At 44.2% G+C, this 13,060-nt stretch carries 12 protein-coding genes, 2 tRNA genes and 1 riboswitch; of the genes, 3 read left to right on the top strand and 11 right to left on the bottom strand.

The window, feature by feature from the left end:
- The first annotated feature begins 9 nt into the window (after window positions 1-9).
- From HKI82_RS15385 to choV, 3 genes are read left to right on the top strand one after another with little or no spacing between them, the layout of a single operon-like run.
- The gene (locus tag HKI82_RS15385; protein WP_171138465.1) at window positions 10-939 is read left to right on the top strand and encodes a choline ABC transporter substrate-binding protein; all 930 of its coding nucleotides are present in this window, start codon (window positions 10-12) and stop codon (window positions 937-939) included.
- Between the two features lie 49 nt (window positions 940-988).
- Window positions 989-1,834, top strand: a complete 846-nt coding sequence (gene choW / locus HKI82_RS15380) for a choline ABC transporter permease subunit (protein WP_042490103.1) — start codon at window positions 989-991, stop codon at window positions 1,832-1,834.
- Complete coding sequence (choV, locus tag HKI82_RS15375) at window positions 1,834-3,018, top strand: choline ABC transporter ATP-binding protein (RefSeq protein ID WP_171138464.1); 1,185 nt, start codon at window positions 1,834-1,836, stop codon at window positions 3,016-3,018. The genes choW and choV overlap by 1 nt, the downstream gene beginning before the upstream one ends.
- A gap of 130 nt (window positions 3,019-3,148) precedes the next feature.
- Here choV and thiH read toward each other — a convergent pair whose 3' ends face one another.
- The 11 genes from thiH to HKI82_RS15320 all read right to left on the bottom strand — a co-directional run bounded on the left by thiH (window position 3,149) and on the right by HKI82_RS15320 (window position 13,033).
- Complete coding sequence (thiH, locus tag HKI82_RS15370; RefSeq protein WP_171138463.1) at window positions 3,149-4,261, bottom strand: 2-iminoacetate synthase ThiH; 1,113 nt, start codon at window positions 4,259-4,261, stop codon at window positions 3,149-3,151.
- Window positions 4,261-5,058: a thiazole synthase gene (locus HKI82_RS15365; protein WP_171138462.1), complete on the bottom strand. Its 798-nt coding sequence runs from the start codon at window positions 5,056-5,058 to the stop codon at window positions 4,261-4,263. The genes thiH and HKI82_RS15365 overlap by 1 nt, the downstream gene beginning before the upstream one ends.
- Before the next feature lie 4 nt (window positions 5,059-5,062).
- Window positions 5,063-5,269 carry a sulfur carrier protein ThiS gene (thiS, locus tag HKI82_RS15360; RefSeq protein WP_171138461.1) on the bottom strand — a complete coding sequence of 69 codons (207 nt, stop codon included), beginning with the start codon at window positions 5,267-5,269 and terminating at the stop codon, window positions 5,063-5,065.
- Window positions 5,254-6,057 carry a HesA/MoeB/ThiF family protein gene (locus HKI82_RS15355; RefSeq protein WP_171138460.1) on the bottom strand — a complete coding sequence of 268 codons (804 nt, stop codon included), beginning with the start codon at window positions 6,055-6,057 and terminating at the stop codon, window positions 5,254-5,256. The genes thiS and HKI82_RS15355 overlap by 16 nt, the downstream gene beginning before the upstream one ends.
- A complete protein-coding gene (gene thiE / locus HKI82_RS15350; RefSeq protein ID WP_171138459.1) occupies window positions 6,047-7,249 on the bottom strand; it encodes a thiamine phosphate synthase in 1,203 nt (400 codons plus the stop codon). Before thiE ends, HKI82_RS15355 begins: the two co-directional genes overlap by 11 nt.
- Window positions 7,250-7,252: 3 nt before the next feature.
- Window positions 7,253-9,220 carry a phosphomethylpyrimidine synthase ThiC gene (gene thiC, locus HKI82_RS15345; protein WP_171138458.1) on the bottom strand — a complete coding sequence of 656 codons (1,968 nt, stop codon included), beginning with the start codon at window positions 9,218-9,220 and terminating at the stop codon, window positions 7,253-7,255.
- Window positions 9,221-9,330: 110 nt separating this feature from the next.
- Window positions 9,331-9,429, bottom strand: a riboswitch (TPP riboswitch).
- A 52-nt stretch (window positions 9,430-9,481) separates the two neighbouring features.
- On the bottom strand, window positions 9,482-9,865 hold the full coding sequence (crcB, locus tag HKI82_RS15340; RefSeq protein WP_102954552.1) for a fluoride efflux transporter CrcB: 384 nt from the start codon (window positions 9,863-9,865) through the stop codon (window positions 9,482-9,484).
- Between the two features lie 138 nt (window positions 9,866-10,003).
- Window positions 10,004-11,380 carry a multicopper oxidase family protein gene (locus tag HKI82_RS15335; RefSeq protein ID WP_171138457.1) on the bottom strand — a complete coding sequence of 459 codons (1,377 nt, stop codon included), beginning with the start codon at window positions 11,378-11,380 and terminating at the stop codon, window positions 10,004-10,006.
- A gap of 94 nt (window positions 11,381-11,474) precedes the next feature.
- Entirely contained in the window at window positions 11,475-12,134 is a 660-nt protein-coding gene (locus HKI82_RS20535) for a GGDEF domain-containing protein (protein WP_240956734.1), read from the bottom strand.
- A gap of 681 nt (window positions 12,135-12,815) precedes the next feature.
- A tRNA-Trp gene (locus HKI82_RS15325) sits at window positions 12,816-12,892 on the bottom strand.
- Between the two features lie 64 nt (window positions 12,893-12,956).
- A tRNA-Asp gene (locus tag HKI82_RS15320) sits at window positions 12,957-13,033 on the bottom strand.
- Window positions 13,034-13,060: the final 27 nt, after the last annotated feature.

Genomic DNA, 13,060 nt, shown 5'->3' with positions numbered 1-13,060 from the left:
AAATAAAACATGCGTAAAGTCATCACTCTTGCAGCAGCAACTATGCTGTCGTTCAACACCTATGCAAACACTTGTGAAACAGTTCGTTTCGCTGATGTCGGCTGGACAGACATCACAGCAACTACCTCTGTCACAACCGAACTGTTAAAAGGTTTGGGCTACCAAACCAAGACTGACCTACTTTCAGTACCGGTTACCTACTCCTCTATGGCCAATGGCGATATCGACGTTTTTCTAGGTAACTGGATGCCAACAATGGAAGGCGATATTGCCAAGTATCGTGATGCAGGAACGGTCGAAACTATTCGCGCCAACCTTGAAGGCGCGAAATACACCCTAGCCGTCCCTAAATATGTTTATGACGCAGGCGTAACGTCATTTGCCGACATTGCAAAGCATGCTGATCAATTCAAAGACCGAATTTACGGTATTGAACCTGGTAACGATGGTAACCGACTCATTCAATCAATGATTGATAGCAACGCATTCGACCTTAAAGGTTTCAAACTGGTTGAGTCGAGTGAAGCGGGCATGGTTTCTCAGGTTAAGCGTGCCGTTCGCCGCAACGAATGGATTGCATTCCTCGGTTGGGCACCACACCCAATGAACAGCAATGTTGAGATGGAATATCTTGCGGGTGGTGATGACTACTTCGGCCCTAACTATGGCGGTGCGAACGTTTATACCAACGTACGCAAAGATTACGTAGCACAGTGCCCGAACGTGGGTCAGTTACTTCACAACCTGTCATTCAGCCTTGATATGGAAAACGTTCTGATGGAAGCCATTCTTAACGAAAAGAAACAGCCATCAAAAGCGGCTCAGGAATGGCTGCGTGCTAACCCACAAGCTATCGAACAGTGGTTACAGAAAGTCACCACTAAAGACGGTAAACCAGCGATAGAAGCGGTAACCGCATATTTGAACAAAGACGCTTAACAAACTGGTTGGCGGGGCTAAATGCCCTGCCACTAAATAAGGAATTCTCGTGAACATTATTACTGAGCATAAAATCCCATTAGGAAGTTGGATGGAAACCGGGGTCGACTGGCTCACCATTAATGCCTCTGGTTTCTTTGATACCATTTCATTCTTACTTGAAAGCATCATTATGTTGTTGGTTGATGTCTTTAAATGGATGCCACCAGCCGCTCCTATTCTTTTAACCGCCGCTATTGCGTGGTGGTTGCACCGCAGTGTTTCGTTAGTTGTGTTTATCATCGCAGCCCTGTTGCTGATCTTAAACCTTGGCTACTGGCAAGAAATGCTGGAAACCTTTGTTATGGTTTTCTCCGCGACAACGATTTCCGTATTAATTGGCGTCCCACTCGGAATCATGGCGGCACATCGTCCATGGGTTTACACCCTGATGCGTCCTATTTTGGATTTGATGCAGACAGTTCCTACTTTCGTCTATCTGATCCCCACACTGGTATTGTTCGGTTTAGGTGTCGTTCCGGGACTGATTTCTACCATCATCTTTGCCATTGCAGCGCCGATTCGTTTGACTTACTTGGGTGTTACCCGTGTACCGGAAGAACTGATTGAAGCCGGTAAAGCGTTTGGTGCTAACCGTACAAAACTGCTCTACAAAGTCGAACTTCCAGCTGCTCTGCCAAGCATCATGGCGGGTATTACCCAATGCATCATGCTATCACTGTCGATGGTTGTGATTGCAGCCTTAGTCGGCGCAGATGGCTTAGGTAAGCCAGTTGTTCGCGCATTAAACACGGTAAACATTTCGCAAGGTTTCGAAGCGGGTTTAGCGATTGTACTCGTCGCCATCATTTTGGATCGACTGTGTAAAGCACCAAACAGCAAAGAGGTATCATAATGAAAACCATTAATATCGAAAATCTGGACGTCGTGTTTGGTGAGCAAACAGCCGCTGCAACAGAGCTACTGGATCAAGGTAAAACTCGTCAGGAAATTATCGATGCGACAGGTTTAGTTGTTGGCGTCGATAATGTAAGCCTTGATGTAAACCAAGGTGAAATCTGTGTTCTTATGGGGTTATCGGGTTCCGGAAAATCGAGCTTACTACGAGCAATTAACGGGCTTAACCCAATTACTCGTGGTTCTCTAGTGGTTCAGGACAAAGAGCAAAGCATCGATTTAGCCACATGTAATGAAACAACTCTGCGAGAACTACGCACCAATAAAGTCTCTATGGTATTCCAGAAGTTTGCGCTCATGCCTTGGCTAAGTGTTTTGGACAATGTGGCCTTTGGTCTTGAAATGCAGGGACTAGCTAAAAAGGAACGCCGAGCTCGCGCACGTGAAAAACTTGAAATGGTTGGACTTGCAGAATGGGAGGATAAGCTTCCACATGAGCTGTCTGGCGGCATGCAACAACGCGTTGGCTTAGCACGAGCGTTCGCGATGGATAGCGATATTCTGTTAATGGATGAACCCTTCTCTGCGCTTGATCCATTGATTCGATCGCAACTTCAGGATGAGCTACTCAGCCTACAAAAACGCCTAAACAAAACCATTGTGTTTGTTAGCCACGATTTAGATGAAGCACTGAAAATTGGATCTCGTATCGCCATTATGGAATCAGGAAAGCTGATCCAATATGGCAAACCAGAAGAGATTGTTCTCAAGCCGAAGACTCAGTACGTCCAAGATTTCGTTTCTCATACCAACCCATTAAATGTCCTTAAAGGACGATCTTTAATGAACAGTTGTGATGAGCTTAAGCAAGAATCTGGTCGCTGGCAGATATGCCAACAAGCTGATGTTTGGATAGAGAAAAATGACAACAAATGGAATGTATCTTCTTCGCCAAAACTGAAGCTGATTGAATGGAACGAACAGACTAAGTTCGAAGAATTAACCAGTGATTCACTTGTAGTTGCTTCGCCAGATATCGAAATGCGTGATGCTATCGAAATTCGCTACCATACTGGTAACCCTATTGTGCTGATCGAGAATGGAGAGTTAGTTGGAACGTTAAGTGACCATGATTTCTACCACGCTCTACTTGGTAAGTATCAGCAAGAGCAAGCTGCTTAGATTAGTAGATTCAGATTTATAAGAGAAAGGCGACTTTATGGTCGCCTTTTTTATGTTTCACGTGAAACATCTTTTGTCTCTATTCGTCTTTTTATCTGTAGCTTTCAAGTCAAATAGTGCGTGGGAACTTTTATCCTGAATAGGCAAAATGCCAATCTTGCCACACTGCTTCCAACCCTTTGCTCTTCATCGCCATAGCCACATCATTTGCAGAGCGTTCGTCGCTAATCGCAAACTGCTCCAACTCAACATTAGAATTTGCGTAACCACCGGGTTGAGTTTTCGAAGCGGCAGAAATACTAGTGATACCGAGCACTGAAACATTGTCTCTAAAACTAGCAGACTCACGTGTCGATAGAGAGAGTTCTACTTCACCATTCCATAATCGATAGGCACAAATGAGCTGCACAAGCTGCTTATCACTCATGACAGATTTCGGCTGCATGGCTCCGGCACACGGTCTTAATCGTGGAAAGGAAATCGAGTATCGGCTTTGCCAATACGTTTTTTCCAGATAGTCGATATGCGCGGCTACATGGAAGCAGTCCGTTCGCCAATCTTCCAAACCAATCAACGCCCCTAGCCCAATTTTATCTATACCCGCTTTGGCTAAACGCTCCGGTGTATCTAGGCGATATAGAAAGTCCATCTTCTTACCACGTAAATGATGTTTACTATAAGTCGACGGATGATAGGTCTCTTGATAAACCATGACTGCATCTAAACCTAACGTTTTTAGTTCCGCATACTCCGCTTGATCTAGGGGCTGAACTTCCATAGCCAGATAGTTAAATGAAGACTTGATCAGAGGAACGGTTCTTCGAAAATAATCCATTCCTACTTTGGTTTCATGTTCGCCAGTGACCAGCAAAACACTATCAAATCCCATTTCTTTAATCGCTTTTACTTCAGCCTCTATCTCATCATCAGTTAAGGTTTTACGTTTGATACGATTACCCATTGAAAACCCACAATAGGTACAATCGTTAGAACATAAATTTGATAGATAGAGCGGAACATAGAACGACATCGTATTACCGAAGCGCTGGCGAGTTTTCAAGTAAGACTGTTGCGCCATTTGCTCTAAGTATGGTTCTGCAGCAGGAGAGATTAGCGCTTTAAAATCTTCAAGATTTCGCTTTGACTTGCTTAACGCCAGTTCGACATCCTGAGAAGTTTTACTGTATATAGAGAGCTTAATATCATCCCAGTCGAGTTGTTTAAATCGCTCCAGAAAGCTCATCACGCGCCTCCCAGAAACTCTGTAAACGGACTTGACGCTACAGCGTGATTTACCTGACCTGCCAATCCACTTTCAAAAGCAATTCGCCCCGCCTCCACTGCCAGTTTAAATGCTTTGGCCATGGCAATCGGATCACCCGCAATAGCAATTGCGGTATTCACCAATACAGCGTCCGCCCCTAGTTCCATTGCTAATGCAGCGTCTGACGGTGCGCCAATTCCAGCATCAACAATGACAGGAACATTCGCCTGGTCGATGATAATTTCGAGGAACTCACGGGATACCAATCCCTTGTTGGTACCGATAGGCGCCCCCAACGGCATAACAGCAGCACAGCCAACCTCTTCTAATCTTTTACACAGTACAGGATCTGCATGGCAGTATGGCAATACGATAAAGCCATCTTTTACTAACTGCTCTGCGGCCAACAACGTTTCCACTGGGTCTGGCATCAGATACTTTGGATCTGGATGAATTTCCAATTTAAGCCAATTTGTACCAAGTGCTTCACGAGCCAAATGCGCGGCAAAAATGGCGTCTTTTGCTGACTTAGCACCTGATGTATTTGGTAATATATTCACCCCAGCTTCTATTAGCGGAGACAAAATATCATCGTCACGAGTCTCAAGGTTCACTCGCTTGAGGGCCATAGTAACCAATTCAGATTCGCAAGCTTGAATAGCTTTAGTCATAGTATCGCGGTTAGAAAACTTGCCAGTACCAGTGAGTAGCCTTGAGCGAAATGTTTTATCCGCAATTGTTAGTAAATTTTGACCTGAAAGACGGTTATTCGACATAACGTTAGCCTCCTGCTATCGCTTGAAAAAGAGAGATTCGGTCCCCTTCATTGAGCACCTGAGATGACCACAAGCCTTTAGGGATGATTTGATCATTGATGGCAAAGACACAACCAACTGCGGGTAAATCTAATTGCTGTTGCAAAGAAGTAAGCGTGGTTTGCTGATTGATCTGCTGAACAACGCCATTAACGGTTACAGTGATGGACATATCACCCCCTCGTTGTTATTAGTAGTGGTTTCTTTGGCTCCGCAGATTTCACAATCAGGATCTGCCATCAACTGCCACTTTTGCCAATCTAGGTGTTTAGCGTCGAATGTCATTAACTGATGAGTTTTAAACTCAGGCAACTCAGCCAAATATTGAATGGCCAACAAGGCTTGTAGATTGCCAATCGTTCCAACTACCGGACCGATAATCCCAAGGTCACTGCATTTCCCCACTTGATCGGTATAGTCGCGAGGAACCATACAGGCATAGCAGCCAGTTGCTTTATTTGCTGCGGTAAAATCAAAAGCGATAACCTGACCACTCCAACCAATTGCGGCACCGGATATAAGTGGAACCTGACACTCAAAACACACCTGATTAACGAGATGTCGAGTCTCTAAGTTATCCGAACAATCCAACACCACATCCGCCATCGACACTTCTAAAGGCAACAGATTCTTATCAGCTCGTCGTTGTACCGTTCGAATATGACACTCTGGATTTAAAGCTCGTAGTTGTTGCGCTAATGCTTCGACTTTTGGTGTTGATACATGATGATTACGAAATGCGATTTGACGAGATAAGTTAGAAACTTCTACCTCATCATCATCACAAAGAACCAGCTTTCCGACTCCTGCAGCAGCTAGGTATAGTGCAGCCGAGTTACCTAAGCCTCCGCAGCCGATGATAAGTACAGAAGAGTCACACAGTTTTTGTTGTCCTGATTCACCGATCTCAGGCAAGCAAACTTGGCGTTGATATCGTAAAAAGGCATTGTCAGATAGCATCGAACACCACCTGTCCATTCAAGGTGCGGCTAAACTTTGACTGCAACTCTTTTACGTTCGTTTCCACATTTTTTGCTTCGGTAATCGCTCTGACCACAGCAATGCTTGAAACACCTTGATCGAGCACTTGCTGAATATTGTCTAAATCAATACCGCCAATCGCGACACTTGGTACTCCGATGGATTTGCCATAAGGCATACTATCAAGCAGCTTTTGATAAAGTCCCAATCGTACTAAGCCTTGTGGTTTCGATGGCATTCGCTTAGTAGTGGTAGGAAATATATGTCCAAGGGCGATGTAGCTCGGTGATAGCTGATGGATACGTAGCAACTCAAAATAGCCATGAGTGGATAACCCCAATGCCACCCCACTATCTGCGATAAGCTCCAAATCTGCGTCTAGTACGTCTTCTTGACCAAGGTGAACACCAAAAGCTTTGTGCTTCAAAGCCAACTGCCAATAGTCATTAATAAACACTTGTGCCTTGTGTTCTCTACCCAACTGGATAGCTTTAGCGATTTGTCGTTCTAAACTTGGCTCATTCGGGTGTTTAATCCGTAGTTGTATGGTTTTAATTCCCAACTTGAGCAATCTTCCAATCCATTCAACATTGTCAACGACTGGGTATAGACCCAATGATTGTTTACCTAGAGTGGTGAAACCTGTTTGAGCAATGGAAACTGCAGGTTGCTCGATAAACGGAAAATGTTGGAACTGTGTTGGCCATGTTTCACGTGAAACATTCATTGCAGCCCGACTCAAAACAAGAGCATCTTCCAGAGGGAAATCGAGAGCGAGAGAAGCTACAACCCAGGCAAAATGAAGCCAAGATTGATCCGAAGATAAGGTCTGACTATGAATCAAGAGCGTTGTTTTATCTAAATGAAGCCAGCTATCTACCAGACGTTCATCATGAGAAACGCCAATTTGAACAACATTAGGTAGACAAATCTCTTGAGGTTGCCCCCCGTAGAGAAACGTCAGTTTACTCTCTATATCACCGTCGCCAATTAGTTCAAATAAATTGCTGTATAAACGAGAAGTCTCTGTATCAACAAGTTCAATGCATTGGGTCGGGCTTACGCCCAACTCAATGTGACTGATATTGAACCCCTGCTCAGCTGCGAGCAGCAAAACTTGTTGAACTTCTCCCGTAAACTCAAGGCAATGAGATGGGATAAGTATCTTCACAAGTTACTCCTCCGTAACGACAGAGTTCTGTTTAACTGCTGGATGGTAAAGCTCAGAACCTGACTGCAAAAACTCCTGAGATTTTTGACGCATACCTTGATCTACTTGTTCAAATAGCAGTGGGTCATCAAGCATTTTGATTTCGATGGCTTGGTCAGCGGCAACTTGTTCCTTGTTATTCGCGTATTCCCTAACCTCTTGTGAGATCTTCATTGAGCAGAACTTAGGACCACACATAGAACAGAAATGAGCAACTTTCCCTGATTCTTGAGGAAGTGTTTCGTCATGGAAGGCTCGTGCCGTAACTGGATCGAGAGACAGGTTGAATTGGTCTTCCCAACGGAATTCGAAACGAGCTTTTGACAAAGCGTTATCGCGGACTTGAGCGCCTGGGTGCCCTTTAGCAAGGTCAGCAGCGTGAGCAGCAAGCTTGTAAGTAATAAGCCCTGTTTTTACATCTACTTTGTTAGGAAGTCCCAAATGCTCTTTTGGCGTGACATAGCAAAGCATGGCACAGCCATACCAACCAATCATGGCAGCGCCGATACCAGATGTAATATGATCATAGCCAGGTGCAATATCTGTCGTCAGAGGACCAAGAGTATAGAAAGGCGCTTCGTGGCAGTGCTTCAACTGCTCTTCCATGTTCTCTTTAATCATATGCATCGGAACATGACCCGGGCCTTCGATAATAACCTGAACATCATATTCCCAAGCGATTTTGGTTAACTCGCCAAGTGTTCTTAACTCAGCAAACTGAGCTTCATCATTCGCATCAGCAACCGAGCCTGGGCGCAAACCATCACCTAACGAAAGCGAAACATCATACTTCGCACAAATTTCGCAAATCTCTCTGAAGTGGGTATAAAGGAAGTTTTCCTGATGATGAGCCAAACACCATTTGGCTATGATTGAGCCACCACGGGAGACAATACCGGTTACGCGTTTAGCAGTCATAGGTACGTATCGAAGAAGCAAACCGGCATGAATTGTGAAGTAATCGACCCCCTGCTCCGCTTGTTCAAGTAAGGTATCTCGCATCACTTCCCAAGTCAGGTTTTCAGCTACACCGTTTACCTTTTCCAGAGCTTGATACATAGGAACAGTACCAATCGGAACTGGGCTGTTACGTAATATCCACTCGCGTGTTTCGTGGATATTTCTGCCAGTAGAAAGATCCATAACCGTATCAGCACCCCAACGCGTCGCCCATACTAGCTTTTCTACTTCTTCTTCAATTGAAGAGCTCACTGACGAATTGCCAATGTTGGCGTTTACTTTCACTAAGAAGTTACGACCTATAATCATAGGTTCAGCTTCTGGGTGGTTGATATTACATGGAATCACCGCGCGCCCTTCAGCCACTTCTTTGCGCACAAACTCAGGCGTTATGTCTTTAGGCAGATTTGCACCGAAACTCTGTCCTGAATGCTGCTGGTTGAGTTGTTCATCTTGGTAACGGCGATTACCCATGTTCTCTCTCAGCGCAATAAACTCCATTTCAGGAGTAATAATACCCTGACGAGCATAATGCAGCTGAGTAACGCGTTTTCCTTCTTTGGCGCGACGAATCGATGGCAAATTGCCATAGCGCAGTTCGTCTAATGTTTCATCTGATAGACGCTCTTGAGCGTATTCAGAACTCATCGATTGCAGAATTTCAGTATCGTTTCGGTCTTCAACCCAGCCAGCTCTTAGTTTAGGTAACCCGCTGTATAAATCGATTTCATGTTCAGGATCGGTATAAACGCCAGAAGTATCGTAAACACAAATAGGTTCGTTAGGCTCAAATATCGGAGCTTCTTTGCTTCCACCGATTAAGCTATCAGCAAGTGAAATCTCACGCATCGGTACGCGTAAATCGGCACGAGAGCCAACGACATAGGTCTTACTAGAATTTGGATAAGGTTGAACTGAGAGGTTCTCGATAAACTGTTTTGCTTCCAGTCTCGCTTGTTTGCGACTCGACATAGCATTTTCCTTGTATTGTTTTTAGGGATAAATGCTTGGCGGAAAAATGTGTCAATAAGAGATGAGTAGACGGATCTTAGGTTTGGGGCTTATCGCCAACCAATCTAGAAAGAGGGTCTTCTCTTGTTCCCTTCGCTGGTATTAACCAGATCAGGTTCAACGGATCCCGAATAAACGGTCTCAGCCTTATGGCACTCCGACAAGTGAAACGATTATAGATAAAGAAACTTAGTTAACCAAGAACAAAAGTAGAGTTTTTAATCAACCTTTTATTAACCATTGATAAGCAAGCCAGGCAGCTGAAATGCTCAACAGCACATTAAGTAGCACGTTAAAACCCATTTTCACAAACGCACCTTGCTGCATAAGAAGTACGTTATCCATTGAGAAGGTCGAAAACGTGGTCAGTGCACCAAGGAAACCTAAACCGATAATTTGTCGCCACGGGTAAGGAGCCAACCACTCATTTTCTACTGCAGCGATTAGCAGCCCCATAATAAATGAGCCGACCACGTTAACAGTTAGCGTGCCATATGGAAAAGATCGTCCGAATAAGGTGACACACATTTCTGATACTAAGTATCGAGAACACGCACCGATCGCACCACCGATCGCAATAAGACCCAAAATTGAAAATTGTCCCATGTACCCTCCCAAATTCATTTCAGCCATTGTACTGATTTATTGAGCACAAAAGAGTCAAAAATGATGAAAATAATGTTCTCATAATAAGAGGAATTACCCTCTTTAACTGAATAGTTTTAAAAAGTTACAGGAGTCACTTTAAGCAACTTCGATATATCCCATCAAACCCGTTTTCATGTGTTCAATCACATGACAGTGATACATCCATCGCCCTGGGTTGTCGGCAACGAACGCAGCCTTCGCCGAGCCATTTTTTCCGAGCAATACTGTATCAGTATGAAAAGGAGCATCGACAGGTTTGCCATCCAACTCTAACACGGTAAACGTATGTCCATGCAAGTGAATAGGATGATGATACTGCGTGACATTTTTGAGATTAAAAATATACGTTTTGCCGAGTTCTAAACTAGCGAGTGGTGCAGGAATATTATTGGCGCTCATTCCTTCCCAAGCTCGTTTGTTAATCAGCCAAAAATTAGGTACAGCATGTCCACTTTCATCAGCAGGAGCAACGGCACCTTCCCACTCAAAAACGAAGTCTATGGATTGTGCATTGGCTAAATCAATCTTAGGAATTGGATTGAGAGGTAAAGCTGGGATCTCGTTGTCTTCGGCGAGCTTTGATTGCTGGCATTTAAATTCGCACAGTGGGAACGGGAATTTTCCTTTCATCTGGCGCACGTAAACCACATTTCCAGCCTTAGGCGCAATAAAAGCGATGTCCACTCTCATTCCCGGCCCAATCTTATGCTCTTTTAAAGGATAAGGCGTTTTAATCGGATTACCATCAATAGCCACTACCCACGCTTCAGCACCTTCAACAGCTATTGGATAAGTAATCGTGTTGTCGACATTAGCAATTCTCAATCTGACACTGGCATTTTGCTGCACATCGTAACTAGGATTGTGAATACCATTTACCGTTCCCCACTCCCCCGGAGTACCCATGCGAGCGCTGTAGCGTGGAATCATCAAGTCCTTCCATTGGCCTTTTTTATCAAGATGCCAATGTTTAAGAACTAACTCATGTTCTTCATCGAAAGTGACTGGTTGTACTTCTTCCACCACGATAAGACCAACCAGCCCCATACCCAGTTGTTTTACGCTGTTCATATGAGGGTGATACCAGAAGGAGCCCGCATCCGGTGGAGTAAACTCATAAACGAACGTCTCTCCGGGCATAATCGGCTTCTGGCTTAAAAATGGGACACCATCCATACCAATAGGTATACGCAAGCCATGCCAATGGATTGTTGTCGGTTCATCAAGTTTGTTGGTAAAACGAATGGTCACTTTTTCCCCCTGACGACAGCGTATTGTCGGAGCGGGTATTGAACCATTGAAGCCAAGAACAGGAGTGATATAACCCGGAACGATCTCAGCAGAAGAAGCTTCCGCTGTAAGTTCATAAACATATCTTTCGTGATCAGTTCGAATCAATGAACAGGCAGGTAATAACGTAGATAGTCCAAGAGCTGAACTAACTGAAAGAAAGCGACGACGAGTAATATCCATTTCTGCCTCAGGTAAAGCAACACAACAAAGCGTTAATAAAACTTATTCTCATCACAATGTAAACAATAGTGGTAATTAAATTGCTATCACACACCTATTTTTTAATGATGCAGTTTCTGCCGTTGCGCTTCGCCATATACAACGCTGAATCCGCTTTACTGAATAAACTATGTAGCGTGTCTTCTTTGCTCACTTCGCTGTAGCCAACACTGATTGTAACGGGGTTAGGAAGCATTACCGATGCTTTGGTTTCAACAGCCTTACTCATCTCTTCTAAAAGCGTTTTAACACTCTCAGAATCGCTCTGAGAAAGAAAAAGAACAAACTCTTCGCCACCGTAACGACCAATCAGGTCTTGCTGCCCCATAAATGACTTAAGGATGTTAGAGACGGCAATAAGCGTATTGTCACCAACATCGTGCCCAAAAGAGTCATTTACCTTCTTAAAATGGTCGATATCAACAACAGCGATAACACCTCGAGAGCCAGAATTGGATAAAGATTGAGAAATACGTTCATTGATATAGCGCCTGTTGTATAACCCTGTCAGTTCATCACGGATAGAGCGCTCATAATGCCAATCTATCTGGTTAAATAAAAATAGCGACAGCAATGAACCAAGCAAAAAGAAACATACAATGTTCTGAGTAACAACAACGGCCACACGATAGTAATCAGGACTGTTGGTCATAATCAAAGCGATAGTGGGGAAACTGGCGGCAATCATACAAACCACAGCAGAGAGCGCCAACATGCGCTCGCCCCTTCCGTTTAGGTGTCGATTCCGATAACAAACCCAATATGCAGGGAGATAAACCATAATAAAGTTCAAGAAAGCTAACTGAACTCTTATCTGAAGGGTTCCAGGCCAGTTATAGTAAATTACGTACTGAACAGCCGTGTAAGCAAGAACGTGGATAACCGCAACCTTCCATAGCCAAGACTTTATTGGTTTCTTATACCAGCTTAGAGTGCCAAATAAGAGCAGATAAGCCACGCTCATATAGAGTGCATTATTAATTAATACAGAGTAGCCAAGAGGAACCCAAGAGCGGATAGCCATTGCAAAAAAAGCAGAACCTAACAACAGAAAAAATAGGAAAAAATACGACGCTGAGAGTCGCTGATAGCCAGACAAACCACTACGAATTTGTAATAAGAACAAACATCCGACAACACTGCAGATAATATTGTTTAAGACGCTAGCAAAGTTAATGAGATCGGAAGCTGAGTAAATCACGGTATGGCGTTTATGTAAGCAAGTAGGGCGATAATATCACCGATATTAATGATAACAAAGTAACCAATTTGGTAAGCATATTTTCATTACTGATGTAGAAACCTACGAACCACTGGCTAATCTCACCGACTACTCAAGAAATTCCTATTATCCAAACGACAGAAGCCCCAGTCTTTCGACTGAGGCTTCTAATAATGGCAGGGGTGGAGAGATTCGAACTCCCAACACGCGGATTTGGAATCCGCTGCTCTGCCAATTGGAGCTACACCCCTGCAGAATTTCTATTCTCTAGATTTGCAAAAACCTCAGCTTTTCAGCTGAGGTTCTTTAAATAAGTGGCGGAGCGGACGGGACTCGAACCCGCGACCCCCGGCGTGACAGGCCGGTATTCTAACCAACTGAACTACCGCTCCGCATTGGTTAGCGCTTGGTGCTAAATA

The organism is Vibrio plantisponsor (genome assembly GCF_013041605.1).
In the GTDB taxonomy this organism is placed as follows: Bacteria; Pseudomonadota; Gammaproteobacteria; order Enterobacterales; family Vibrionaceae; genus Vibrio; species Vibrio plantisponsor.
The sequence above is the reverse complement of the archived record's forward strand: the minus strand, read 5'-3'. Positions and strand labels throughout refer to the sequence as shown.

Coding starts and splice junctions, on each gene's coding strand:
- crcB (WP_102954552.1), bottom strand. CDS start 9,865: ATGGGACAATTTTCAATTTTGGGTCTTATTGCGATCGGTGGTGCGATC.
- thiH (WP_171138463.1), bottom strand. CDS start 4,261: ATGAGCTTTCTGGAGCGATTTAAACAACTCGACTGGGATGATATTAAG.
- HKI82_RS15335 (WP_171138457.1), bottom strand. CDS start 11,380: ATGGATATTACTCGTCGTCGCTTTCTTTCAGTTAGTTCAGCTCTTGGA.
- thiS (WP_171138461.1), bottom strand. CDS start 5,269: ATGTCCATCACTGTAACCGTTAATGGCGTTGTTCAGCAGATCAATCAG.
- HKI82_RS15355 (WP_171138460.1), bottom strand. CDS start 6,057: ATGCTATCTGACAATGCCTTTTTACGATATCAACGCCAAGTTTGCTTG.
- HKI82_RS15365 (WP_171138462.1), bottom strand. CDS start 5,058: ATGTCGAATAACCGTCTTTCAGGTCAAAATTTACTAACAATTGCGGAT.
- HKI82_RS20535 (WP_240956734.1), bottom strand. CDS start 12,134: ATGTTGGCGCTCTCTGCTGTGGTTTGTATGATTGCCGCCAGTTTCCCC.
- thiC (WP_171138458.1), bottom strand. CDS start 9,220: ATGTCGAGTCGCAAACAAGCGAGACTGGAAGCAAAACAGTTTATCGAG.
- choV (WP_171138464.1), top strand. CDS start 1,834: ATGAAAACCATTAATATCGAAAATCTGGACGTCGTGTTTGGTGAGCAA.
- HKI82_RS15385 (WP_171138465.1), top strand. CDS start 10: ATGCGTAAAGTCATCACTCTTGCAGCAGCAACTATGCTGTCGTTCAAC.